The 24,613-nt window shown below is 67.4% G+C and carries 25 protein-coding genes; 9 read left to right on the top strand and 16 right to left on the bottom strand.

The annotated features are described in order from the left end of the window. The first annotated feature begins 74 nt into the window (after window positions 1–74). The 3 genes from POS15_RS10660 (at window position 75) to POS15_RS10650 (ending at window position 5,397) form a co-directional block, all read left to right on the top strand. Window positions 75–803, top strand: coding sequence for a response regulator transcription factor (locus tag POS15_RS10660; RefSeq protein ID WP_019185902.1), 729 nt, complete (start codon window positions 75–77; stop codon window positions 801–803). After that, entirely contained in the window at window positions 800–2,215 is a 1,416-nt protein-coding gene (locus POS15_RS10655) for an ATP-binding protein (RefSeq protein WP_019185901.1), read from the top strand. The genes POS15_RS10660 and POS15_RS10655 overlap by 4 nt, the downstream gene beginning before the upstream one ends. Before the next feature lie 209 nt (window positions 2,216–2,424). Then, window positions 2,425–5,397 carry a ligand-binding sensor domain-containing diguanylate cyclase gene (locus POS15_RS10650; RefSeq protein WP_284128135.1) on the top strand — a complete coding sequence of 991 codons (2,973 nt, stop codon included), beginning with the start codon at window positions 2,425–2,427 and terminating at the stop codon, window positions 5,395–5,397. 6 nt (window positions 5,398–5,403) lie between these two features. Here the strand turns inward: POS15_RS10650 and rnt are convergent, their stop codons facing one another. The 15 genes from rnt to POS15_RS10575 all read right to left on the bottom strand — a co-directional run bounded on the left by rnt (window position 5,404) and on the right by POS15_RS10575 (window position 17,999). Continuing rightward, on the bottom strand, window positions 5,404–5,991 hold the full coding sequence (gene rnt / locus POS15_RS10645) for a ribonuclease T (protein ID WP_046272216.1): 588 nt from the start codon (window positions 5,989–5,991) through the stop codon (window positions 5,404–5,406). 112 nt (window positions 5,992–6,103) lie between these two features. Next, window positions 6,104–6,871: a putative DNA-binding domain-containing protein gene (locus POS15_RS10640; RefSeq protein WP_284128134.1), complete on the bottom strand. Its 768-nt coding sequence runs from the start codon at window positions 6,869–6,871 to the stop codon at window positions 6,104–6,106. Beyond that, window positions 6,864–7,706: a DUF692 domain-containing protein gene (locus POS15_RS10635; protein WP_026070198.1), complete on the bottom strand. Its 843-nt coding sequence runs from the start codon at window positions 7,704–7,706 to the stop codon at window positions 6,864–6,866. The genes POS15_RS10640 and POS15_RS10635 overlap by 8 nt, the downstream gene beginning before the upstream one ends. 16 nt (window positions 7,707–7,722) lie before the next feature. Further along, on the bottom strand, window positions 7,723–8,097 hold the full coding sequence (locus POS15_RS10630; RefSeq protein WP_284128133.1) for a hypothetical protein: 375 nt from the start codon (window positions 8,095–8,097) through the stop codon (window positions 7,723–7,725). Window positions 8,098–8,314: 217 nt separating this feature from the next. Next, a complete protein-coding gene (gene phoU, locus POS15_RS10625; protein WP_019185895.1) occupies window positions 8,315–9,022 on the bottom strand; it encodes a phosphate signaling complex protein PhoU in 708 nt (235 codons plus the stop codon). A 65-nt stretch (window positions 9,023–9,087) separates the two neighbouring features. Further along, window positions 9,088–9,918 (bottom strand): phosphate ABC transporter ATP-binding protein PstB, encoded by an 831-nt coding sequence (gene pstB / locus POS15_RS10620; protein ID WP_019185894.1) that lies wholly within the window; start codon window positions 9,916–9,918, stop codon window positions 9,088–9,090. A gap of 19 nt (window positions 9,919–9,937) precedes the next feature. Next, entirely contained in the window at window positions 9,938–10,804 is an 867-nt protein-coding gene (pstA, locus tag POS15_RS10615; RefSeq protein WP_019185893.1) for a phosphate ABC transporter permease PstA, read from the bottom strand. After that, complete coding sequence (gene pstC / locus POS15_RS10610; protein ID WP_019185892.1) at window positions 10,804–11,772, bottom strand: phosphate ABC transporter permease subunit PstC; 969 nt, start codon at window positions 11,770–11,772, stop codon at window positions 10,804–10,806. The genes pstA and pstC overlap by 1 nt, the downstream gene beginning before the upstream one ends. Before the next feature lie 87 nt (window positions 11,773–11,859). Further along, window positions 11,860–12,951: a phosphate ABC transporter substrate-binding protein PstS gene (gene pstS, locus POS15_RS10605; protein ID WP_284128132.1), complete on the bottom strand. Its 1,092-nt coding sequence runs from the start codon at window positions 12,949–12,951 to the stop codon at window positions 11,860–11,862. A 302-nt stretch (window positions 12,952–13,253) separates the two neighbouring features. Then, entirely contained in the window at window positions 13,254–14,273 is a 1,020-nt protein-coding gene (pstS, locus tag POS15_RS10600; RefSeq protein WP_046272026.1) for a phosphate ABC transporter substrate-binding protein PstS, read from the bottom strand. 123 nt (window positions 14,274–14,396) lie between these two features. Next, window positions 14,397–14,708: a hypothetical protein gene (locus POS15_RS10595; protein ID WP_284128131.1), complete on the bottom strand. Its 312-nt coding sequence runs from the start codon at window positions 14,706–14,708 to the stop codon at window positions 14,397–14,399. A gap of 76 nt (window positions 14,709–14,784) precedes the next feature. After that, window positions 14,785–15,996 carry an OprO/OprP family phosphate-selective porin gene (locus tag POS15_RS10590; RefSeq protein WP_026070196.1) on the bottom strand — a complete coding sequence of 404 codons (1,212 nt, stop codon included), beginning with the start codon at window positions 15,994–15,996 and terminating at the stop codon, window positions 14,785–14,787. Between the two features lie 180 nt (window positions 15,997–16,176). Beyond that, window positions 16,177–16,851 carry an endonuclease III gene (gene nth / locus POS15_RS10585; protein WP_026070195.1) on the bottom strand — a complete coding sequence of 225 codons (675 nt, stop codon included), beginning with the start codon at window positions 16,849–16,851 and terminating at the stop codon, window positions 16,177–16,179. 2 nt (window positions 16,852–16,853) lie between these two features. Further along, window positions 16,854–17,213: a hypothetical protein gene (locus POS15_RS10580; RefSeq protein WP_019185886.1), complete on the bottom strand. Its 360-nt coding sequence runs from the start codon at window positions 17,211–17,213 to the stop codon at window positions 16,854–16,856. A 3-nt stretch (window positions 17,214–17,216) separates the two neighbouring features. After that, on the bottom strand, window positions 17,217–17,999 hold the full coding sequence (locus tag POS15_RS10575) for an enoyl-CoA hydratase-related protein (RefSeq protein WP_019185885.1): 783 nt from the start codon (window positions 17,997–17,999) through the stop codon (window positions 17,217–17,219). A 169-nt stretch (window positions 18,000–18,168) separates the two neighbouring features. Here POS15_RS10575 and POS15_RS10570 point away from each other — a divergent pair, with 169 nt between their 5' ends. From POS15_RS10570 to POS15_RS10560, 3 genes are all read left to right on the top strand, one after another. Then, window positions 18,169–18,870: an FKBP-type peptidyl-prolyl cis-trans isomerase gene (locus tag POS15_RS10570; RefSeq protein ID WP_284128130.1), complete on the top strand. Its 702-nt coding sequence runs from the start codon at window positions 18,169–18,171 to the stop codon at window positions 18,868–18,870. 87 nt (window positions 18,871–18,957) lie between these two features. After that, window positions 18,958–19,761, top strand: a complete 804-nt coding sequence (locus tag POS15_RS10565) for a CoA pyrophosphatase (protein ID WP_019185883.1) — start codon at window positions 18,958–18,960, stop codon at window positions 19,759–19,761. After that, entirely contained in the window at window positions 19,758–20,648 is an 891-nt protein-coding gene (locus POS15_RS10560; RefSeq protein WP_019185882.1) for a sulfurtransferase, read from the top strand. The genes POS15_RS10565 and POS15_RS10560 overlap by 4 nt, the downstream gene beginning before the upstream one ends. Before the next feature lie 3 nt (window positions 20,649–20,651). Here POS15_RS10560 and POS15_RS10555 read toward each other — a convergent pair whose 3' ends face one another. Beyond that, on the bottom strand, window positions 20,652–21,221 hold the full coding sequence (locus POS15_RS10555) for an N-acetylmuramoyl-L-alanine amidase (RefSeq protein ID WP_284128129.1): 570 nt from the start codon (window positions 21,219–21,221) through the stop codon (window positions 20,652–20,654). 57 nt (window positions 21,222–21,278) lie between these two features. Between POS15_RS10555 and POS15_RS10550 the strand changes: the two genes are divergently transcribed. The 3 genes from POS15_RS10550 to POS15_RS10540 all read left to right on the top strand — a co-directional run bounded on the left by POS15_RS10550 (window position 21,279) and on the right by POS15_RS10540 (window position 24,612). Next, complete coding sequence (locus POS15_RS10550; RefSeq protein ID WP_266085970.1) at window positions 21,279–21,806, top strand: hypothetical protein; 528 nt, start codon at window positions 21,279–21,281, stop codon at window positions 21,804–21,806. A 109-nt stretch (window positions 21,807–21,915) separates the two neighbouring features. Further along, on the top strand, window positions 21,916–24,060 hold the full coding sequence (gene rlmKL, locus POS15_RS10545) for a bifunctional 23S rRNA (guanine(2069)-N(7))-methyltransferase RlmK/23S rRNA (guanine(2445)-N(2))-methyltransferase RlmL (RefSeq protein WP_026070194.1): 2,145 nt from the start codon (window positions 21,916–21,918) through the stop codon (window positions 24,058–24,060). A gap of 15 nt (window positions 24,061–24,075) precedes the next feature. Further along, entirely contained in the window at window positions 24,076–24,612 is a 537-nt protein-coding gene (locus POS15_RS10540) for a GNAT family N-acetyltransferase (protein ID WP_284128128.1), read from the top strand. The last annotated feature ends 1 nt before the right edge of the window (window position 24,613 follow it).

The raw sequence follows: 24,613 nt of genomic DNA, 5'->3' as shown, positions 1-24,613 counted from the left end.
CTGCATGACCCTTTGAAACAGACGTACGCAAACCAGGAGATGCGGTTCAGCTCCCGACAGGGGATGATCACCGCATGGAGACTGCCAACAGCATGCATAGACTGCTGATCGTCGATGACGACAACGATATCCGCCAGCTGCTCGCCGAGCAGCTCGGCCGCGCCGGTTACCTGGTGAGCACTGCCGGCGATGGCCACGGCATGCGCCAGCTGCTGGAGCGCGAGCACGTGGACCTGATCGTGCTCGACCTCAACCTGCCGCGCGAAGACGGCCTGACCCTGTGCCGGGATCTGCGTGCGCGTTCGAGCACGCCGGTGATCATGTTGACCGCGCGGAGCGAGCCGATCGACCGCGTGCTGGGCCTGGAGATGGGTGCCGACGATTACCTGGCCAAGCCGTTCGAGCCGCGCGAACTGCTTGCCCGCATCCGCAACGTCCTGCGTCGCACCGAGGCGCTGCCGGCCAACCTGGAGCCGCTGGCGATCCGCCGCGCGCGCTTCTCCAGCTGGATATTCGATCTGGAACATCGCCACCTGGTCGATCCCGACGGGCGGGTGGTGGTGCTGTCCGGCGCCGAGTTCCGCCTGCTGCGGGTCTTCGTGGGGCATGCCAACAAGGTGCTGTCCCGCGAGCAGCTGGTCTCGCTGAGCAGCGGCCGCAACTACGAGTCGCAGGACCGTGCGATCGACCTGCAGGTCAGCCGCCTGCGCAACAAGCTGGCCGATGACGGGGGCAGCGATGGCCTGATCAAGACCGTGCGCAACGAAGGCTATGTGCTTGCGGCGGCGGTCACCCTGGAATGACACGCCTGCGCCGTTTCTTTTCCTCGATGGTGGGACGATTGTTCGTCATCCTGCTGCTGGGCATGAGCGTGGCCGCGATCGGCGCGACCATGCTGGCCAGCACCAAGCGCCAGCAGGAATTTGAACGGCAGAACCTCAACCGCATCGCTGATCGCCTGCAGGGCTTCGTGAACCTGCTCGACGGCAATCCGGAACTCCGCGAGCGCCTTCTCGGCAGTGGCGGGCCGAGCGTGCGCCAGTTGCCGGAAGGTGCGCGCATCGGCCGGCCCGACGCGGCGTTGATGGAGATCCTCGATGACCGGCCCGGGCCGGTGGCGAGCAGCCAGGTCGCCTTCACCTCCTTCCGCTCCTGCCTGCCGCGGCTGCCGGAACTGCTGCCGCCGCCGCGCGACAAGGAAAAGATGCGGCATCCGCCGCGTGAGCGTGATCCGTCTTTCATTCCGCCCAAGTGCCGTGTGGTGACCCTGCAGCTGAGCGATGGCACGCCGCTGCGGCTGGCGCTGGATTCCCCGGCGGTTGCGCATAACGGCGTGCTTGCCGTGGACCCGCTGTTCCTGACCCTGCTGGTGGTGGCGATCGCGATCCTTGCCTACATCGTGGCGCGGATGGCCAGTGCACCGCTGCAGCGCTTGGCTGATGCCGCCGCGGCGCTGGGCGATGACCTGCAGGGCGCGCCGATGCCGGTGACCGGCCCGTTCGAGGTCCGCCGCGCCGCGGAGGCCTTCAATGCCATGCAGAAGCGCCTGCAGCGCCACCTCGGTGAACGCACCCAGATGCTGGCGGCGATCACCCACGACCTTCAGACCCCGGTGACCCGCCTGCGGCTGCGGCTGGAGAACGTCACCGACGAGGCCCTGCGTGAGCGCCTGATCGGCGACCTGGGCGCGATGCAGGCATTGATCCGCGAAGGCCTGGAGCTGGCCCGCAGCGCCGAGAGCGCCGAACAGCGGGCCGCGCTGGATCTGGATTCGCTGCTGGAGAGCATCGTGGAAGATGCCGCCGAGGCCGGTGGGGATGTGCGCTTCGAGCAGCCGAGCGGGGCGGTACTGATGCTGCGGCCGCTGGCGATGCATCGCCTGTTCTCCAACCTGGTCGACAACGCGTTGATGTATGGGCAGACCGCACGGGTGCGCGTGAAGCAATCCGGGCAGGACGTCGAGGTCCGCATCCGCGACAGCGGCCCGGGCCTGGCCGAGGACGAACTGGAAGCCGTGTTCGACCCGTTCGTGCGGTTGGAAACCTCGCGTTCGCGCCAGACTGGCGGGGCCGGGTTGGGGCTGACCATCGCCCGCGCACTGGCCGAGAAGGATGGGGCAAGCCTGCACCTGCGCAACCATCCGCAGGGCGGGCTGGAGGCCATCGTGCGCTGGAGCTCGCCGGCGCGGGCCCCGGCCGGATCCCGCGGCGGCTGACGCCGGCTCCCCCAAAACGCAAGGATTTGCCTACTATGGGCATCTCTTTCCAGCGTCTCCCCCATGAGAGCGTACGACTCTGCCAGCCCCCGCGCTGGTGCACGGCCGTTCCCCCCATGCGCACGGCGCCTGCCCAAGGCTGATCCATACGGATGAGCGATCGGGGGGGCAGGAACCGGTGGCGGCCGGCACAACTGAAGTTCCCGGGCATGCCGACCCTGCAGGCGGCTGCGCTGTGGCTGATGCTGCTGTGCGCGGTCCCGTGGTCGCTCTCGGCCCAGGATGGCCCGCCGCCGCTGCGTGACTATGCGATCGATGTCTGGACCTCGCGCAACGGGCTGCCGCACAACTCGCTGCGCGACATCGCCCAGACCCCCGAAGGGCATCTGTGGTTCGCCACCTGGGAAGGCCTGGTCCGCTACAACGGGCTGGATTTCACGGTATTCGACCGCAGCACCACGCCGGGCCTGCGCGACAACGGCGTCGGCGCGCTGCTGGTGGACCGCAGTGGCGGGCTGTGGATCAGTGATTCGCGCGGCAATGTGACCCGGCGCGGCGCGGACGGCCGCTGGCAGGTCTGGGAGCATCGCCCCGATACCCCGCAGGTGCTGATCCAGGCGATGCAGATGGACAGCCATGGGCGGCTGTGGCTGCTGTATGAAGGCAAGGGCATCGGCAGCCTGGGCCCGGACGGCACGTTCGACTATCAGACGCCGCCGGCCGATGTGCCGATGGCGATGAGTTTCACCAAGCTGGTGGTGGATGCGCAGGACCGGGTCTGGGTCGGCACGCTGGACGGCCTGGTCGTGCGCGACACCGATGGCGTGCAGCGCCGCGCGCCGGACAGCTGGGGATTGGGGCGCGGCCTGGTATGGCCGTACCGCGCGCCCGATGGGGTGATGTGGGTGGTGGCCGGTGAGCGCATCTACCGCATGCAGGATGGGGCGCCGCTGCTGCAGCACCGCCTGCCGGGGGTGACCCACATCACTGCGATGCTGCAGGACCGCCACGGCGACCTGTGGCTGGGCACCGAGAACCAGGGCCTGCTGCGCTTGTCGCGGCACGGGCTGGAGCGTTTGCCGACCGGGCTGTCGCTGCCCGGGGGGCGCGTGGTCAGCCTGCGCGAAGACGCCGAGGGCAGCATCTGGGTGGGCGCCAATGGCGGCCTGTACCGCTTGCGCGAAACCTTGTTCAGCAGCTTCACCGAGCGCGACGGGCTCAGCGGCGACTACGTGCGCACGGTGTTCGAGGATCGCCTGCGCCAGCTCTGGATCGGCAGCGCCAGCGGCCTGGACCGGCGCGACGCGCAGGGGCGCTTCAGCCCGGTGCCGCTGCGCAACAACGTTGGCAAGAGCCCCTCGGTGCTGAGCCTGGCGCAGGATCGTGAGGGCAGGTTGTGGGTGGGCACGTTCGGCGACGGCATCTTCCAGATCAACGAACAGGGCCAGCGCCTGCACGTCTACGGCAACGCCGAAGGGCTGCCAGGCGGCAACATCCGCGCGATCAGCATCGACCGCGACGGGGTGGTCTGGGCCGGGACCCAGAAAGGCGTGATCCGCATCGAGGCCGGCCAGGTCGGGCAGCCGGCGATTCCCGGCATGCCGACCGGGCTGATCACCGCGCTGGCGCATGATGCTGAGGGCGGGCTGTGGATCGGCACCATCGAGGGCATCCGGGTGCTGCGCGGCGACCGGGTGCAGGCCATCGACCTGCAGCGCCTGGGCGGCGGGCGCAGCGTGTTCGGCTTCCAGCAGATCGGCGATGCGATGTGGATCAGCACCGACCGCGGCCTGTACCGCTACCAGCAAGGCACGCTGGCGCGGGTCGGCCTGGAGCAGGGCATGCCGGTGGACACCGTGTTCCAGCTGGTGCCCGACCGGGTCGGCAATGTCTGGATCAGCAGCAACCGCGGCGTGCTGCGCACCGACATGGCGATGCTCAATGCCGTCGCTGACGGGCGCGCCGCGCGGGTGGAGGTCGAGCATTACAACGAGATCGACGGCATGGCCAATTCACAGGCCAACGGCAGCTCCGGGCCATCGGCGATCCTGCGTCAGGACGGCACGTTCTGGGTGGTGACCGCTGGTGGCCTGAGCATGGTCGACCCGCTGCGGCTGCAGCGCTTCCGCGAGCGCCTGGCGCCGCCGGCGGTGATCGAGAGCGTGCAGGTCGATGGGGCGCCGCTGCATTGGCAGGGCAGCGACCATAATTCGATTCCCGGTGGGCGCCGCTTGAGCGTGAGTTACGTCGGGCTGAGCTATCTGCTTTCCGAGCGTATCCGCTACCGCACCCGTCTGGATGGCCTGGACAAAGGCTGGATCGAGCGCGGCCAGCAGCGCAGCGTGGAGTTCATCGGCCTGCCGCCGGGCGACTACACGCTGCACGTGTCCGCTGCGCATCCGGGCGGTGCCTGGAGCGACAGTGAAGCGGTGTGGGAATTCACGGTGGAACCGTTCCTGTGGCAACGCCGCAGTGTGCAGCTGGTCGCCGCGCTGATGTTGCTGGCCGGGCTGATCGCGTTGTACCGGTATCTGATCAACCGCTACAAGGCCAGCAATGTACGGCTGGCACGGATGGTGAAGGAAGCGACGCTGGATCTGCAGACGCAGACGGTGAACCTGCAGGCGCTGAATCTGGAGAAGACCGAACTGGCTGACCGGCTGGCAGTGCAGGCCGAGGCCTTCGAGCGGCAGGCCCGCGAAGACGCCCTGACCGGGCTGCCGAACCGGCGCGCGTTCGATGAAGCGCTGGCGCGTGATTTCGCGCGCTCGCAGCGCAGCCACCACCCTCTGTGCTTGGTGGTGCTGGACATCGACCACTTCAAGGAAGTGAACGACCGGCACAGCCATTCGGTGGGCGATGTGGTGCTGGTGGAAGTGGCGCGGCTGCTGGCCTCGGCCTGCCGTGATTCGGACATGCCGGCGCGTACCGGCGGCGAAGAATTCGCGCTGCTGCTCAATGACACCCGCCTGGACGAAGCCGCCCAGGTCTGCGCGCGCCTGCGCGGCTTGTTCCATGACCACCCCGACTGGGCAGGCATCGCGGGGCTGACGGTGACCTTCAGCGCCGGCCTGGTCGAGCTGGATGCCGCCGACCGCACGCCGATGCTGCTCTACCAGCGCGCCGACCGCGCGCTGTACCGGGCCAAGAGCGAAGGGCGCGACAGAACCGCTATCGGTTGATACCGCTCAGGGGCGCGGCCAGCTGTTGGCGACCTTGCAGAACAGCTTGGCGGTCTGCTCGGTGTCATACACCGCGCTGTGCGCCTCATCGGCATCCCAGCCCAGCCCGGCTGCGGTGGCCGCGCGTGCCAGCACGGTCTGGCCATAGGCGATGCCGCCGAGGGTGACGGTGTCGAACACGCTGAAGGGGTGGAACGGGTTGCGCTTGTGGCCGGTCCGGTTGACCGCCGCATTGACGAAGCCCAGGTCGAAGTGGGCGTTGTGCCCGACCAGGATCGCGCGCTGGCAGCCGTACTTCTTCATCGCCACCCGGATCGGGGCGAAGATGTGGTCCAGCGCGTCGCGCTCGACCTTGGCCAGCCGGAAGGGGTGGTCCAGGATGATGCCGGTGATCTCCAGCGACTTGGGATCGATCTCCAGGCCTTCGGCGGGTACCACATGGGCGCTGGCGGTCTGGCCGGGATAGAGCAGGCCGGTCTCGTCCATCTCGATCGGCACCGCGGCGATCTCCAGCAGGGCGTGGCGATCCGAGTCGAATCCACCGGTCTCCACGTCCACCGCCACCGGCAGGAAGCCGCGGAAGCGGGTCGCCATCAAGCGCTGGGCGGCAGCGGGCAGTGCGTCGGCAGCAGCCGGCGCGTCGGAGCGGGGGAGGTCGTCAGTCATCGCCCCAGTTTAGCAGAGCGACCTGTATGCCCCCCCGCGCTCAGGCGCTGCGGCCGCCAGCGTCGGGGGCCGGTCCGATCACCCTGCTGTCGTGACATTGCCGCAGCAGGGCGGCGCCTGGCAGCAGCAGGGCATCGGCCGCCATGCCGTGTGCCTGCGCAAGCTGCTGCAGATACGTGGTGCCGGTGCTGCCGGGATGCTGACCGATCAGCTCCAGCAGCTGCGCGGCCATCGGGCTGACCGCGGCGAAGCGGACCTGCCCATCCGGGTCGCGGCGGACCAGCAACGCGGTCGGCTCGGGGTCGGGCCGCGTCGGCGCGTCATCGGTGCCGAGCCGGTGCACGGGCCAGCGATAGCGCAGCGGCCAGGCCAGCGGTGAGCGCTGCAGCGCCGCGCGCATCGGGTCCAGGCCGGGCGCGGGCGGCAGCGGGGACGCGTCCAACTGGTAGAGAGCCGTTTCCACCCACTCGTAATGGGCCAGTTCGGCCAGTGCCGGATGCGGCAGCGTGGCCTGGCCCTGCAACCACTGCACGAACTCGGCGGCCAGTTCGGTGAACAACGGGGTCTGCGCACGGTGTACTGCGAGATACCGCCGGACCAGGGCGGCCCACGCTGCCTCGCCGAGCAGGCGCACGCAGACCGGGAAGCCGTTGCCCAGCAGCCCGAGCACGTTGTTGAACACCAGCCGCTCATGGAGGCCCAGCCGGCGCGCGTCCAGACCCGGCGGGGCAGGGACCTGGGCCGGGTCGCGCAGGTGCGCGGTGAGGGCTCGCTGCTGCGCGTGCAGGCGCGCCGGGACGTCAGTCATGCCGGCCTCCTGCATGAGCGGCCATCCGCTGGCGGATGGTCTGCAGCTCGCCACGCAGCTCGGCATACGGGGGGAAGTTGAAATCGCGTTCCAGCAGGGTCGGGCGGGGCCCGATGCGCGCATAGGTGCGGCCGAGCAGCGCCCAGACCGGATCGATCACGGCGCTTCCGTGCGTATCGATCTTCAGGTCAGGGGCCTCATCGAGGTGACCGGCCACATGCAGGCAGACGATGCGCGCAGCCGGCAGCCCGGCGATGAAGGCATCAGCGTCGTAGCCGTGGTTGCAGGCGTTGACGTAGACGTTGTTGACGTCCAGCAGCAGGTCGCAATCGGCCTCGGCGAGCACCGCCGTGGTGAAGGCCAGTTCGTCCATGGCCGGCTCGGGGGCAAGGTAATAGGACACGTTCTCCACCGCGATGCGCCGGCCCAGCAGGTCCTGCACCCGGGCGATACGCGCTGCGGTGTGACGCACTGCTTCCTCGGTGAAGGGAATCGGCAGCAGGTCGTAGAGGTGGCCGTCATCGCTGCAGTAGCTCAGGTGTTCGCTGTACAGCGGCACCTTGTGCCGCTCCAGGAAGCGTCCCACCTGGTCGAGCAGGGAGGTATCCAGTGGCGCAGTGCTGCCCAGCGAAAGCGACAGCCCATGGCAGGTAAGCGGGTAGCGCGTTGCCAGTTCGGCCAGTGCATCGCCGGCCGGCCCACCGACGCCGATCCAGTTTTCCGGCGCGCATTCGAGGAAGTCGAGATCTCCCGCGGGCGCATCGCGCAGGTCCTGCAGCAGGGCGCGGCGCAAGCCAAGTCCGGTCGCCGCCGCAGGCAGCGGCAACCGGTCCAGCCCAGTGGCGGGAGCGTCAGTGCCTGGCACCGCACTTGCCTTCGCCGCACTTGCCTTCCGCCGCCTTGCTGTCGCCGGCGGTCTTTGCCTTGCCGCCAGCGGCCTTGCCTTTGTCGGCACCGCACTTGCCTTCCCCACACTTGCCTTCGGCGGTCTTGGCACCGGCGGTCGCGGCCTTGTCGCCCGCCGTGCTGCCGGCCTTGTCGCCGTGCGCACCACATTTTCCTTCGCCACACTTGCCTTCGGCCGCCTTGGTCGCCGCTTGGCCGGCCACCAGGTAGCCCTGGGCCAGGTCGGTCATGCTCAACGCGGACGCCGAGGCGGTCACGCCCAGGCCGGCGGCCAGCGCGGCCGCTGCCAACAGAGACTGCGCGCGGGTGGGTGTGCTCATCGGGTGGATCTCCTTGCAAGGGGCCGGGGCCCGGGATGGCGGCGTGGGGGCAGCAGGTGCGGCCATGGTGGACCGGCCCGGCTCATCGAATCCTCACACAGGATTCAACGTTTCGTGAAGTGCAGCGCCTCATTGCCGGAGCGCCCGGACGCTCCGGCTACAAAAAAACCGCCACCCGAAGGCAGCGGCTTTTGCTTTGCGTTTTTGAAGCGCGCGCTCAGACGTGATCGGTACTGCTCGTCTCGTCGCGCTTCTCGCGCGGCGGCAGGGCCTGCTCGCCATGCACCAGGAACCACACGTTCTCGGCGATGTTGGTGGCATGGTCGCCCACGCGCTCCAGGTTCTTGGCCATGAACAGCAGGTGGGTGCAGGGTGTGATGTTGCGCGGGTCCTCCATCATGTACGTCAGCAGCTCGCGGAACAGCGCGGTGTACTGCGCGTCCAGGCGGGCATCGTCGTCGCGCAGTTCCAGCGCGGCGGCGGCGTCGTTGTCACGGTAGGCTTCGATCGCGCGGCGCACCTGCTGCGCGGCCAGCCGGCCCAGCGCACGCAGGCCCTGGATCTGCGGCAGCGGCGGCACCTTGCTCAGGGCGATCGAGCGCTTGGCCACGTTGGCGGCGTAATCGCCGATGCGTTCGATGTCGGCCGGAATGCGCAGGCCGGCCAGGATCTCGCGCAGGTCGCGTGCCATCGGCCCGCGCAGCGCCAGGCGCATGACGTCGTGGCTGATGTGCTGCTCGAGCGCATCGATGGCTTCATCGTTGGCGATGATGCGCTGGGCCGCGTTCTCGTCGCGCTTCTCGATGACGTCCATGGACGCCTCCAGCTGGGCGACGGCCATCTCGCCCATGCGCACGATCTCGGCCACCAGGCGCTGCTGTTCTTCGTCGTAGCTCTTGACGATGTGGTCGTTGGGAAGATTCATGGTCTGCAATCCGGGTAGCGCCAGGCCATGCCTGGCTGGGACAGTTGGTGAGGGGACAGCACCGATCAACCGAAACGACCGGTGATGTAATCCTCGGTCTGCTGCTTGTTGGGCTGCGAGAAGATCACTTCGGTGCGGTCGTGTTCGATCAGGTCGCCCAGGTACATGAAGGCGGTGTAGTCGGATACGCGCGCGGCCTGCTGCATGTTGTGGGTCACGATGACGATCGTGTAGTCGTGCTTGAGCTCTTCCACCAGCTGCTCGATACGGCTGGTGGAAATCGGGTCCAGCGCCGAGGTCGGCTCGTCCAGCAGCAGCACGTCCGGGCGCAGCGCCACGGCGCGGGCGATGCACAGTCGCTGCTGCTGGCCACCGGACAGGCCCAGCGCGCTCTGGTTGAGCTTGTCCTTCACCTCGTCCCACAGCGCGCCCTGGCGCAGGGCCTGCTCGACGCGGTCGGTCATCTCGGACTTGGAGAGCTTCTCGTGGTGGCGGATGCCGTAGGCCACGTTCTCGAAGATGGTCATCGGGAACGGCACCGGCTTCTGGAACACCATGCCGACCTTGCTGCGCAGGCGGTTCATCGGGTACTTCGGCGAGAGGATGTTCTCGCCATCCAGCAGCACTTCACCACGCGCTTCCAGCTTGGGGTACAGCGCGTAGATGCGGTTGAAGATGCGCAGCAGGGTAGACTTGCCGCAACCGGAGGGACCGATCAGCGCGGTGACGCGCTTTTCCGGAATTTCCAGGTCGATGCCCTTCAGCGCATGGAACTTGTCGTAGTAGAAATCCAGACCGCGCGCGGCCAGCTTGATCGGCGCCGGGGTCTGCAGGTTTTCATGCGAGGCCGGGACCACGATGCGCTGCATCGGCACGGCATTGGAGAGATCGTTCATGGCGATGTCCGTGGAAAGGTCAGTCATGGGAGATACGGTTGCGCAGCAGGATGCCGCGCGCGGAAAGGCTGACCAGCAGCACGAACACAGTCAGCACCAGCGCGCCGGCCCAGGCCAGCACCTGCCAGGATTCATACGGGCTGCCGGCGAACTGGTTCATCACCACCGGCACCGAGGCCATCGGCTGGAACACGTTGCTGTTCCAGTACTGGTTGCCGAAGGCGGTGAACAGCAGCGGCGCGGTTTCACCGGAGATGCGGGCCAGCGCCAGCAGGATGCCGGTCACGATGCCGGCGGCGGCGCTGCGGTACAGCACCTGCACGGTCACCTTCCACTGCGGGATACCCAGCGACAGCGCTGCTTCGCGCATCTGCGAGGGCACCAGGCGCAGCATTTCATCGGTGGTACGCACCACCACCGGCAGCACGATGAAGGCCAGCGAGAGCGCACCGGCGAAGGCCGAGAACTGGCCACCGGTCTGCATCACATACAGGGTATAGACGAACAGGCCCAGCACGATCGACGGCGCCGAGAGCAGGATGTCGTTGACGAAACGGACCACCGTGCCGGCCTTGCGGAAGTTGCCGTACTCGGCCAGCCAGGTGCCCGCGAGCACGCCCAGCGGGGTGCCGATCGCGATCGCCAGGCCGCACATCACGGCACTGCCGAAGAACGCATTGGCCAGGCCGCCTTCCTGCATCGGCGGCGGTGTCATCTTGGTGAACAGGTCCAGGTTGATGCCGGCCAGGCCCTTGGAGGCCAGCGTCCACAGGATCCAGCCGAGGAAGAACAGGCCGAACAGCGCGGTCAGGCAGGACATCAGCAGCGCGACCACGTTGACGATGCGGCGGCGCAGGTACAGCGGTTGGGCGTTGGCGGTGGACATCAGTTGCCCTCCTTGCGGGCCAGGCGCATCAGCATCAGGCGGGCGATCGCCAGCACCACGAAGGTCACGATGAACAGCACGAAGCCGAGCAGCAGCAGCGCCGAGCGGTAGGTTTCAGTGGCTTCGCCGAAATCGTTGGCGATCAGCGCCGCAATCGTGGTGCCCGGTTCCAGCAGCGACGGCGACAGGCGCACGCTGTTGCCGATCACGAAGGCCACCGCCATGGTTTCACCGAGCGCGCGGCCCAGGCCCAGGAAGATGCCGCCGATCACCGCCGAGCGGGTGTAGGGCAGCACGATGTCCCAGCTCACTTCCCACTTGGTGGAGCCCAGCGCATAGGCCGATTCCTTCAGGCGGGTCGGCACGGTGAGGAACACTTCGCGCATCACCGAGGAGATGAAGGGGATCACCATGATCGCCAGCACGAAGCCGGCGGTGAGCACGCCGATGCCCAGCGGCGGGCCCTGGAACAGCGGGCCGATGATCGGCATCGTGCCCAGGTGGTCGTTGAGGAACGGGGTGACGTATTCGGTCATCACCGGCACCAGCACGAACAGGCCCCACATGCCGTAAATGATCGAGGGGATACCGGCCAGCAGTTCGATGGCGGTACCGACCGGGCCACGCAGCCAGCGCGGGGCGACCTCGGTCAGGAAGAAGGCGATACCAAAGCTCACCGGGACGGCGATGACCATCGCGATCAGGGCGGTGACGAGGGTGCCGTAGATCGGTGCGAGCGCACCGAATTTGTTCTCGACCGGATTCCATTCGGACGAGTAGAAGAAGCTCAGGCCCTGCTCCTGCAGGGCATGGCGGCCGCCCCACAGCATGGAGAGCGCGGCGCAGGCCAGGGCGACCAGCACCAGGATGACGGTGGCGATCAGTACCCAGCGGAACAGTGTGTCGTTGCGGGCATCACGCAGGTCGCGGAGGGACGGTGCGGGAACAGGCTGGGCGATGGCATTCATGGCTGAGGCGGGGGCCCGAGTGGTGGTTCGGCAGGGTGGTGCGGCGAGGAAAGCGGGCCTGCGCTGTGCACAGGCCCGCTGTCTGGCTTACTTGAACTCGCTGGTCCAGTAGGCTTCGATCTGGGTGACCAGTTCGGCCGGCAGCGGCACGTAGTGCAGTTCGTTGGCCTGGGCCTGGCCCTTCTCGAAGGCCCACTTGAAGAACGCCAGGGTGTCCTTGCTGCGCTGGGCATCCTTGGGCTGCTTGTGCATCAGCATGAAATTGGTGGCGGTGATCGGCCATGCCTGGTCGCCCGGGGCATTGGTGATGACCAGGTTGAAGTCCTTGGCGCTGGCCCAGTCGGCGCTGGCGGCTGCCGCGGCGAAGGTTTCCGCGCTCGGCTGCACCCAGTTGCCGGCGGCGTTCTGCATCGAGGCGTACGGCATGCCGTTCTGCAGCGCGTAGGCCAGTTCGACGTAGCCGATCGAGCCCTTGATCTGCTTCACGTACGAGGCCACGCCTTCGTTGCCCTTGCCACCCACGCCGTCCGGCCACTGCACCGAGGTGCCTTCGCCGACCTTGCTCTTCCAGTCCGGGCTGACCTTGGAGAGGTAGTTGGAGAAGTTGAAGGTGGTGCCCGAGCCGTCCGAACGGTGGACCAGGGTGATCTTGCCGTCGGGCAGCTTGACGCCCGGGTTGGCGGCGACGATGGCCGGGTCGTTCCAGGTCTTGACCTTGCCCAGGAAGATGTCGGCCAGCAGGGCGCCGCTCAGGCGCAGCTTGCCGGCTTCCAGTCCGTCGATGTTCACCACCGGGACCACGCCACCGATGGCCGACGGGAACTGGCCGAGACCGGCCTGGGCCAGTTCTTCGCTGCTCAGCGGCTTGTCGGAAGAACCGAAATCAACGGTGCCGGCCTTGATCTGGGCGATGCCACCACCGGAACCGATCGACTGGTAGTTGATCTTGGCGCCGGTGGCGGCGTTGTAGTCGGCCGACCACTTGGACACCAGCGGGAAAATGAAGGATGCACCGGCGCCGGAGATCTCGGCGGTCAGGCGATCGCCAGCGGCCGGAGCGGCAGCGGGCGCATCGGTGGCCGGCGCGGCGGCCTGGCCGTCAGCGCCCGGCTTGCAGGCGGAAAGACCCAGCGCGATGGCCAGGGAAAGGGCGGCAATGCTGGCCGTGTGCAGTTTCATGCGTCACTCCATAGCGGGATAAGGGCCGGTCTTTCCGGCGACGCGACTATGAAATGATGTTTTTGTTACAGCTTGATGACGCCGTGACCTGGCGCACGCAAAGCCTTGTCCCACAAGGGCCGCCCCGTCGGGGGCAGGCAACAAAAAGGCGCGGAACCTTGCGGCCCGCGCCCGATGGCGCCGGAAGGGGGAGAGAGGTCCCTCCGGCGCCATTGCACTGTCCAGTAGTTGCGTCGGGGGCGACGCGTACCGACCAACGGTCGGCACCTACCGGTAGGTCACCACCGTCGGTGGTGGCTTGCTCAATACTTCAGGTTCTGCGACCAGTAGGTCTCGATCTGCTTGACCAGGGTGTCCGGCAGCGGAACGTAGTCGAGCTGCTTGGCCTGCGCATCGCCGCTCTTGTAGATCCAGCGGAAGAACTCCTGGGTGGCCTTGGCGTTGGCGACGTTCTTGGGCTGCTTGCGGACGAGGATGAAGTTGGTGGCGGTGATCGGCCACGCATCGGCGCCCGGGGCGTTGGTCATGACCAGGTAGAAATCCTTCGAACTGGCCCAGTCGGCGCTGGCGGCAGCGGCGGCGAAGGAGGTGTCGCTCGGCAGCACGATCTTGCCCGAGGCGTTCTTCATCGCGGCATAGGACATCTTGTTCTGCAGCGCGTAGGACAGTTCGACGTAGCCGATGCCGCCCTTGATCTGCTTCACATAGGCGGCAACACCTTCGTTGCCCTTGCCACCGATGCCGACCGGCCACTGGACCGAGGTGCCTTCACCGACCTTGGTCTTCCACTCCGGGTTGACCTTGGAGAGGTAGTTGACGAAGTTGAAGGTGGTGCCCGAACCGTCCGAGCGGTGCACGACGGTGATCTTGCCGTCCGGCAGCTTGACGCCCGGGTTCAGCGCGGCGATCGCCGGGTCGTTCCAGGTCTTGATCTTGCCCAGGAAGATGTTGCCCAGGGTCGGGCCGTCGAGCTTCAGCGCGCCCGGGGCGATGCCGGCCACGTTGATCACCGGGACCACGCCGCCGATCACCGACGGGAACTGGGCCAGGCCGGCCGCCGCCAGTTCTTCTGGCTTCAGCGGGGCATCGGAGGAGCCGAAATCAACGGTCGCGGCCTTGATCTGGGCGATACCACCACCGGAACCGATGGACTGGTAGTTGACCTTCTTGCCGGTCGCGGTGCTGTAGTCGGCCGACCACTTGGACATGACCGGGTAGATGAACGAGGCGCCCGCGCCGGTCACATCGGCGGCGTTGGCGGCGAACACGGACGACGCGGCGAGGACGGCAACAGCGGCGCGCGATTTGAAGGCGTGGATCACGGGGTGGCTCCTGGGATGGATGAAGGTGCGGGGTGTCCCGCCCGGTGCTCATTCCATAACGGTTCGATGACAGCGCAGCGACTGTCATATGACTGCCTCGTGACACGCTTTCCGGGATGGGTGTCACAACGGCTGCAGTGCCTCCGGAACCGCATAGCGTCGGCCATCGAAGCGCAGCACGTGGCGCTCGCCTTCCACCGGCGTGTCCTGGTCGCGGCAGGTGACGCCATCCATCCAGCTGTGCGTGGTGACCCGGCGTTCGCGCAGAACGAGGTCGGCCAGCCCGTGCCTGCGTTGCGGGCCGACCGAGACGGTGCGCGACACATCGGTCGATTCACCGGCGCAGCGCGTGTCCCATTCGGCCTGGAAGCGACGCAGCACCATCGGTGGGCCGAGCGTGCGCAGCGTGTCTGCCTGCACCGCCAGGAGACGCAATTGTTCTTCGCTGAAAGGAGCACGAAAAAAGGCGCAGCCGAAGCTGCGCCTTTGTGTCACACGCGTACTGCAGGGCTTACCAGAAGAACTGCAGGCGCGCTTCGAGGATGTTCGGATCGTCGTTGACGAACGTACGGGCGGTGGAGCTGTACTTCTTGCTGTCCACCATCACGTAGTTCAGCGCGAACTTGGTGTTGGAGCGCCAGTAGTAGTTCACGCCCACGGTCCAGATGTCCATCTTGCCGCCGAGCACGCCATCGACGATCGGCGGGCGGCCGGCCACCGGATTCGCGTTCAGGTTGCCGTCGTTGAGATCCATGTGGTCGTAACGCGCACCCAGCTGCCACATGCCGCGGCCCGGTTCGTCCGGCAGGCCGGTGGTCGGGGTACCGCCCTTGTAGCCCCAGGTCTCGCCGCTGATGTTCCACAGGCCGCTGACGTAGTAGCCGTCGCTGCTGTAGTTGTCGTGCGAGTAACGCTTGGCCTTGCTGGTGTAGTACTCGGCCTGGGCCTTGAACGGGCCACCGATGTACATCGCTTCGGCACCGATCGTGCTGACGCGGTCGGTATCGACCAGGTTGCCGCTGTCGACCAGGCGCGCGGTGGCCAGGTCGGCGTTCGGACGGGCGCGCACGCGCAGGGTGTCGGCGTCGGTGTCGTAGTCCACATAGCTCAGGCCGAAGTGCAGGACCTGGCCCTTGTCATTGATCGGGGCCCAGGTACCACGCGCGCCGTAGCCGCTGCCGTGGGCCAGGTTGCGGGTCAGCTCGCGGCCGAAGGCGCTGGCGGTGACGGACCAGTTGTTGTCACCGATGCTGTAGGCGCCACCCAGGCGGCGGGCCACGGCGTAGGTGTTGGTGACCGCGGCCTTGGAGATGAAGTCGTTGTTCTTGGTGCTGGAGAGTTCTTCCAGGCTGTTGGGCTGCTTGAACTGGCCGAACTGCACGAAGTGGTTGGCGTTGCCGGCCAGCTTGTACTTCAGGTTGGTGTCCAGGAACTTGTCGGCCTTGGCGTCGTAGCCCACCACCCATTCCACGTTGCCCGGGCCCTTGCCCTTGAGCACCAGCTCGGCGCGGCGCAGCTCGAATTCGCTGTTCTTGCCGTTGCCGGCATCACCGCCGTTGAGGTCGGTCACATCGTTGTCGAACCAGTTGCCGTCGGCCTGGACCAGGCCCTCGAACGTGATTTCCGAACCGCCGATCACATCGATGGCCACTTCAGCGTGAGCGGCCGGAACGAACAGCGCAGCCGCCACGGCCGCAGTAAGAAGTTGGCGATGCAGTTTCATGGAAGGAGCCTTGCAGGCAGGTGGGAAGATGCTGCGCAGGCTAATTAGTGAAGATTGCGTAAATGTGACAGTTTCAGACAAACCGTCATCGCCCGCATCCCAAGCGGCGTCAGGGGCTGCTATTGATGCCCGGCGCAGATGACCGCCGGGTTGCGCCCATATGGCAGTCGCGTGCCCCGTTCAGGCGGCGGTTTTTTCCTTGAACCGGCACAGGTCGCGGATCACGCATTGCGGGCAGTCCGGCTTGCGTGCCTTGCACACATAGCGGCCGTGCAGGATCAGCCAGTGGTGCGCATCGAGCAGGAACTCGGCGGGAATCACCTTGACCAGCAGATCCTCCACCGCGCGCACATCCTTGCCCGGTGCCAGGCCGGTGCGATTGGACACGCGGAAGATGTGGGTGTCCACCGCCATCACCGGCTCGCCGAAGGCGGTGTTGAGCACCACGTTGGCGGTCTTGCGGCCGACACCGGGCAACGCCTCGAGTGCCGCACGATCACGCGGCACCTCGCCGCCGTGCTGGTTGACCAGCATGGCGCAGGCGGCAATCACGTTCTTCGCTTTGGCGTTGTACAGGCCGATGGTGGCGATGTACTGCTTCAAGCCGTCTTCACCCAGCGCAAGGATCGCCTGCGGAGTATTGGCGACCGGGAACAGTTTGCGCGTGGCCTTGTTGACGCCCACGTCGGTGGCCTGCGCGGACAACGTGACCGCCACCAGCAGCTCGAACGGAGAGCTGTACTCCAGTTCGGTCTTGGGGTGCGGGTTGAGCTCGCGCAGGCGCGTGAACATTTCGATCACGTCGGCCTTGGGCATGCGCGCGGTGCGTGCGGCGGTTTTCTTCATCGTGGCCATCATCAGGTGCGCCCGGCCGCTTTCGCCTTGGCGCGCGCGAGGATCGCGGCGGCGGCCGAGGGCAGGGCGGGCTTCTGGATCTCGGGTGTAGGCGGCGGCGCGCGACGCGCCTCGCGCTCGGCGACGCGGCGTGCGAGCCGCTGTTCGCGTTGTCGGTAGCGCTCGCGCGCGTCCCAGGCGCGCTGCAGTTGCTGCTGGGCGTTCTGCAGGCGCTGCGGCAGCTCAGGATGGTCGGCCAGCAGTTGCTCGTCGCCCGGCTGCGGGACGTAGTCCATCAGGCCAGCGTCCAGCGCGGCATCCCACTGATCATCAAGGACGAGCGCCAGCAACTGTGCCGGCGAAGCGGTATCGGAAGGCGACATGGCTCAGCGGTTCTGGAACACCGGCGGCCGGCGCGCCAGGAACGCGCTGGTGCCTTCGCGCATGTCCTCGGTGGCGAACATCAGCCCGAACTGCGCGCTCTCATATTCCAGGCCCTCGCCGAGCGAACACTCGCCGCCGATATGGATCGCATCGAGGATGCCGCGCAGCGCGAGAGGCGCGGCCGAGGCCAATTGTGACGCCAGTGCCTGGACGCGGGCATCCAGCTCCGCAGCCGGGACCACCTCATTGACGATGCCCAACTGCGCGGCACGCGCGGCAGTGATCGGGGTGCCCAGCAGGCACAGCTCCAGCGCAGCGGCGCGGCCGCACAGGCGCAGCAGCCGCTGGCTGCCGCCAAAGCCGGGCATCAGGCCCAGATTGATCTCCGGTTGCCCCACCTTGGCGGTCTCGGAGGCCACCCGCAGGTGGCAGGCCATGGCCAGTTCCAGCCCGCCGCCCAGCGCAAAACCGTTGATCTTGCCGATCACCGGCTTGGGCATGCGCTCGATGCGGCGCATCAAGCGCTGGCCCAGCAAGGAGAAATCACGACCCTGAACCGCGCTGAGTCTGTTCATTTCGGCGATGTCCGCCCCGGCCACGAAGGCCTTGGGACCTGCGCCGGTCAGCACCACCACGCGCACGGAGGGGTCGGCCGCCGCTTCAGCGAATGCGCTATCAAGGGCTTCCAGGGTCGCCCGGTTGAGCGCATTGAGTTTGTCCGGGCGGTTGACCGTCACAGTGCGCACGGCGGCATCGTCCATAATCGAGATAAGGGCGTCGGCCACGGCAGGACTCCTGAAAACGTTAAAAAAAAGTGATTGTTGAACTTCTTGAAACGAAGTCAGGTCAGAGCCTGCGTCGTTAGTGGCGGTTCAACGTTGCGGCGGCTATCCTAACCCGTCGCCTCAGGGCGGCCCAACGCGTCCTGAGTTACCACCCCTGGAGAAAAGTTTGATGAAGTTGCGTTCTATCGCGGTCGCCGTCGCGGCCCTGGCCCTGACGGGCAATGCCTTCGCCCAGGACACCTCGTCCGAAAAGGGCAAGCTGAGCTATTACTTCGGTTACGACTACGGCAACAACCTGGCTGAACTCACCGCGCGCGGCGAGCAGCTGGACATCAACTCGGTGGTGAAGGGCCTGCAGGATGCCTACGCCAAGAAGCAGCCGTCGATCACGGCCGAGCAGTTGAAGCCCGCCGTCGAAGCCTTCCAGAAGCGTGAGCAGGGTCGTGCGCAGGCCGCCAAGGCCGAGTACGACAAGGCTGCCGCCGAAAACAAGACCAAGAGCACCCAGTTCCTGGCCGCCAACAAGGCCAAGGCCGGCGTGCAGTCGCTTCCGAGCGGCGTGCAGTACCGCGTGATCGAAGCCGGCAAGGGCGCCAAGCCGACCCCGGCCAGCACCGTGCAGCTGGAAGTGGCCGGTCCGTACCCGTTCGGCACCCGTCCGGCTGAAGCGCGTCCGGCCCAGCAGATCCCGGGCATCAAGGTCAGCGAAGTCGAAATGAAGGCCATGCGTGAAGCCCTGCTGCAGATGCCGGCCGGCTCCAAGTGGGAAGTGACGCTGTCGCCGGATCAGGCCTATGGTGCCGATCCGCGCACGCCGTTCCCGCCGAACGTCGCGGTGCAGTTCGAAATCAAGCTCGTCAGCGTCAAGTAATTGCTGCAACATCAAGAACGCGCCGGTGGAAACACCGGCGCGTTTTTCGTTTTCGTGCAATCGCGCTACTGTTGACCGGTCCAATCGATGGAACATACCCCGCATGCCGTGCCCACTCCCTGCATCGGAATCTGCGCACTGGACCGCGCCGGTGTCTGCACGGGCTGCCTGCGCACCATGGATGAAATCACCCGCTGGCGAACCATGAGTCGACCCGAACAGCATCACGTGATGCAGCACACACTGCCGCTGCGCGAACAACTGCGGCAATCCCTGCGCGGTTCGCTGGCCGAACATGAGCGCCTGCTGCGCGCGCTGTATCCGCTGGACCAGCCCCCGCCCGGCGATGGCTGGAACCGCAGCGAACTGATCGATCTGTTACCGCCCGGCCCCCCGGTTGAAGCGGCCGTGCTGGCCGGCATCATTCCGCGCGAGGGCGGCGCCCAGGTACTGCTGACCCGGCGGACCGATACGCTGCGCCATCATGGCGGGCAGGTCGGCTTTCCCGGCGGTCGCATGGAGCCGGAGGACCGCGATGCGGTCGCTGCTGCAATCCGCGAAAGTGATGAGGAAATCGCACTCAAACAGGACCAGGTGCAGGTGCTCGGGTATCTGGATCCGTTCGTGACGATTACCGGCTATCGGGTCATGCCGGTGGTGGCCGTGATCGATCCCGCCTTCGTGGCCGTGCCCGAGCCGGGTGAGGTTGCCGAAGTGTTTGAGGTGCCGCTGTCCTACCTGATGGATCCGGCCAACCTGCACCACGTCGAGATCGACCACCGCGGGCGCATCCGTCACGTACTCGAATACGGCTGGCCCGGGCAGCGGATCTGGGGCGCGACCGCCGCCATTCTCTACAACCTGCGTCGCCGCCTGGAGCAGACCGAATGACCACGCCGCTGATCGATGTCGCCACCCTCGCACACGCCATGGATCAGGGCGCGACGCGCCTCATGGATGCACGTGCGACGCCCAGTGCCCCGCCCGCGTTGCGGGTGATGGACGCACGGTTCTCGCTGGCCGATCCGCCCGCCGGTGCGCAGCTGTACGCGCAGGGCCATCTGCCCGGCGCGCTGTACGCCGATCTCAACCGGGATCTGTCCGATCTCGGTCGCACTGGCCATGGCCGGCACCCGCTGCCGGACAGCGATGCATTCGCTGCCCGCTTGGGCGAGTGGGGCATCGGGCCGGAGACCGAGGTCGTGGTCTACGACGCTGGCGACGGCAGCATGGCCGCCGCGCGCCTGTGGTGGCTGCTGCGGCTGATCGGGCATGCGCAGGTGCGGGTTCTTGATGGAGGCTTCGCCGCCTGGCAGGCCGCTGGCCTGCCGGTAACGGCGGAGCTGCCGCAGGTGACCGCGTTGCCGCCGTATCCGGGTCACTTCGACCGCAGCCAGATCGCCTCCGTTGAAGAAGTCCAGGCGCGTCTCAAGCACGCCCCGGGCTGGTTGATCGATGCGCGGGCCGGTGAACGCTTCCGTGGCGAAGTGGAACCCTTGGATCCGGTCGCCGGCCATGTACCTGGCGCGGTGAACCGTCCCTTCGCGTTGAACGTGCATGAGGGCCGGTTGCGCCCTGCGGACGATCTGCGCGCCGCACTGCAGCCGCTGCTCGGCACGCATGCACCGGACGAGGTCGTGCTGATGTGCGGCTCCGGCGTGACCGCCTGCCACCTGCTGCTGGCGATGGAAGCCGCCGGGCTGGGAGGGGCACGCGTCTATGCCGATTCGTGGAGCGGCTGGGTCAGCGACCCGTCGCGTCCCGTCGCCACCGGCTGATCATCACCCACGCAGTTCCTGCAACGGCACCGCCGCCAGCACCCGCGGCCACGGGAACAACGGACCCGGATCGCGCTTGCGCGGCACCCGCCGTTCCGGATCGTCGCTGGCCACTTCTTCGCGCGTATCCAGCCACTCATGGCCGGCGATATGCGCCAGCGCCGGCAGCGTGCCGCACAGGTGCTGCAGCAGATCGATCAGCGCCGCGATCTGCGCATCCGGGTAGGGCTCGTCCATCGCCTGGTGGCGGGAATCCCACCAGTGCGGGTAACGCCCGGTGTTGACCAGTTCGATGCCGATCGAACGCGGATTGAAACCCGTGACCTGATGCGCGATGCGGTCCAATGACACGTACTGGACAATGCGCCCGTCGCGGTCGATGTAGTAGTGCCCGCTGTTGCCCGTGCCGCTCTCATACAGCACGCGCTCGCCGTACTCGCGCGCCATCGCCAGGTCCGGCAGTTCGGTACAGTGGATGACCACCAGATCGATGTCGTCGTGGGTGCGGGGCAGCAGCCTGTCCTGGTAGAGCAGGGGCTGTGCATCGATGGCGGGCGGGGCGCGGTCGGGCATGCGGCGATGCTAGCATTCGGGCATGAACGCTCCTATCGATTCCCGCCCGGTGTGTGCATGAGCCGCGGCCACTGCATTCTCTCCCATGGCTTTGAAAGCGGCCCGGACGCCATCAAGGTGACCGCCCTGGCCGACGTGGCCGAGCGCCTGGGCTGGACCCACGAGCGCCCGGACTACACCGACCTGGACGCCCAGCGCGAGGTCAGCAGCCTCGGCGATGTGCGCGCCCGCCTGCAGCGACTGGTCACCCTGGCCACCGCCCGCGCCGCGCAGGGCCCGGTGGTGCTGGCCGGTTCCAGCCTGGGCTCGTACATCTCGGCCATCGCCTCGCTGCAGGTGCCGGTCCGCGGGCTGTTCCTGATGGTGCCGCCGACCCGCATGGGGCCGATGCCGGCGCTGGATGCGGCGCGGGTGCCGACCAGCGTGGTGCATGCCTGGCACGACGAACTGATCCCGCCCGCCGAGGTCATCGCCTGGGCCCAGGCCCGCTCGGCGCGCCTGCTGATGGTGGACGACGGGCACCGCCTGGCCAACCACGTGGAGGCGTCGACCCGGGCCTTCGAGGAATTGCTGGCCTCGCTGTAAGCCGGGCGATCCAGCCCGCCTCACGTACAATGGCCCCCCGGGACCCCGTGCCCGGCTGCTTGCCGTGCCCGTGGGCACCCCCTCTCCGCTGACCTGCGATACCGATTCCGTGAAATTCTTTGTTTCCTGCGCCAAGGGCCTGGAGTATCTGCTCGCCGACGAACTGTTGGCGCTCGGCCTGGACAAGGCCACCGCCACCATTTCCGGCGTCAACGCCGAGGGCGAGCTGGCGCAGGCACAGCGCGTGGTGCTGTGGTCGCGCCTGGCCAGCCGGGTGCTGTGGCCGCTGGCCGAGTTCGAGTGCCCGGATGAGGGCTCGCTCTACCAGGGCGTGTCGGCGATGGCGTGGGAGCAGCACATCAGCCCCGAGCTGACCCTGTCGGTGGATGCGCATGTGTCCGGCACCGAGATCACCCACGCGCGCTTCGCCGCGCAGCGGGTCAAGGATGGCGTGGTCGACAGCCTGCGCGCGCAGGGCCTGGAACGGCCGTCGGTGAACGTGGAGTTCCCGGATGTGCGCATCAACCTGTCGCTGCGCAAGGGCCGCGCCACGATCTCGATCGATCTGGGCGGTGGCCCGATGCACCGTCGTGGCTGGCGCATGGCGCAGAACGAGGCGCCGCTGAAGGAAAACCTGGCCGCTGCGGTATTGCTGCGCGCCAACTGGCCGAAGATCCACAGCGAAGGCGGTGGCCTGCTGGACCCGATGTGCGGCAGCGGCACGCTGCTGATCGAAGGCGCGCTGATGGCCGCCGACGTCGCCCCGGGCCTGCAGCGACACGGCAGCATCCCGCCGAGCCGCTGGCTGGGCTTCGACCGCGAGAGCTGGAACACCCTGATGGCCGAAGCGCGTACGCGCGAGGAAGCCGGCCGCGGTGCGCTCAAGCAGGTCATCCACGGCAGCGATATCGACCCGCATGCGATCCGCGCGGCCAAGGAAAATGCCGAGACCGCTGGCGTCTCGCACGCGATCTGGTTCGGCGTTCGCGACGTGGCCGATGTGCAGGTGCCGCCGCAGGAAACCGGCTGCGTGGTCTGCAATCCGCCCTATGACGAGCGCCTGGCCGCCGATGCGCTGCTGTACCGCCGCCTCGGCGACGCGCTCAAGCGCGCGGTGCCGCAGTGGCGTGCCAGCCTGCTGTGCGGCAGTGCGGACCTGGCGTTTGCCACCGGCCTGCGCGCCAACAAGAAGTACCAGCTGTTCAACGGCGCCATCGAGTGCGCGCTGATCGTCTGCGACCCGATCGCCGTGCCGCAGCGTGAGAACACCGGCCAACCGCGCGAGCTCAGCGAAGGCGCGCAGATGGTGGCCAACCGCCTGCGCAAGAACATCAAGAAATTCAAGACCTGGCGGGCGCGCGAGAGCATCACCTGCTACCGCGTCTACGATGCCGATCTGCCCGAATACGCCGCCGCCATCGACGTCTACGAAGAAGACGGCGGTGCCCGTCGCACCTTCCTGCATGTGCAGGAATACGCGGCCCCGGCGACCATTCCCGATGTCGATGTGCGTCGCCGCCGCAACGAGCTGCTGTCGGCTGCCCGCGAGGTGTTCCAGGTGCCGGCCGAGCAGGTCGCACTGAAGTCGCGCGAACGCGGCAAGGGCGGCAGCAAGTACGGCCGCTTCGAGCAGCGCGGCGAGTTCGTGCTGGTTCGCGAGAACGACGCGCTGCTGCGCGTGAACCTGTTCGATTACCTGGACACCGGCCTGTTCCTGGACCACCGCCCGCTGCGCTGGCACATGGCGCAGGAAGCCCAGGGCAAGCGCTTCCTCAACCTGTTCTGCTACACCGGTGTGGCCAGCGTGCAGGCGGCGGTGGCGGGTGCGGCATCGACCACCAGCGTGGACCTGTCCGGCACCTACCTGCAGTGGTGTGCCGACAACCTGGCCTTGAACGGCAAGGGCGGCAGCCAGCACCAGCTGATCCAGGCCGATGCACTGGCGTGGCTGGAGGCCGAGCGCCACCGCTTCGACGTGATCTTCTGCGATCCGCCGACCTTCTCCAACTCCGCCCGCGCCGATGACTTCGACATCCAGCGCGAACACGTGCGCCTGCTGCGCGCGGCCGTGGCCCGCCTGAGCCCGGAAGGCGTTCTGTACTTCTCCAACAACTTCCGCCGCTTCAAGCTGGACGACGAAGCGATCAAGGAATTCGCGGAATGCAAGGAGATTTCGCCCGAGACCATCGGGGCGGACTTCGAACGCAACCCGCGCATCCACCGCGCGTGGGAACTGCGCCGCTATGGCGCCTGACCGATGGCGGCTGGCATGGACGACAGCCCGCTCACCGCCGACGGACTGCTGCTGCGTCCGTTCCAGGATGCCGACGCCGCCCCGTTTGTGGCGGCGGTGCGTGAATCGGCCGAGGGCATGCAGCGCTGGATGCCGTGGAGCTCGGCCGACTACAGCGTCGCGCAGGCGCTGCAGTGGTTCCAGGCCTGCCGCGACGGCTGGGCGGCAGGCTCGGCCTGCGAGTACGGGATATTCGAGCAGGACACGGCGGCGTTTGTCGGCGGCGCGGGACTGAACAAGATCCAGCACGATCCCCGGTTCTGCAACCTGGGCTACTGGGTACGGCAGTCGTGCCGTGGCCAGGGCGTGGCGCCCCGCGTTGTCCGGGCACTGGCTGCCCAGGCGTTCGGGCCGCTGGGCCTGCAACGGGTGGAGATCGTGGTGGCGGTGGGCAACCTCGCCAGCGAACGGGTGGCGGAGAAGGCCGGCGCGCTTCGCGAGGGCGTGGCACGCAACCGGCTGGTCATCGACGGCCGTCCCGCCGACGCGCACATGTTTTCACTGGTGCCCTGAC

The organism is Stenotrophomonas sp. BIO128-Bstrain, assembly GCF_030128875.1.
Classification (GTDB): Bacteria; Pseudomonadota; Gammaproteobacteria; order Xanthomonadales; family Xanthomonadaceae; genus Stenotrophomonas; species Stenotrophomonas bentonitica_A.
The sequence above is the reverse complement of the archived record's forward strand: the minus strand, read 5'-3'. Positions and strand labels throughout refer to the sequence as shown.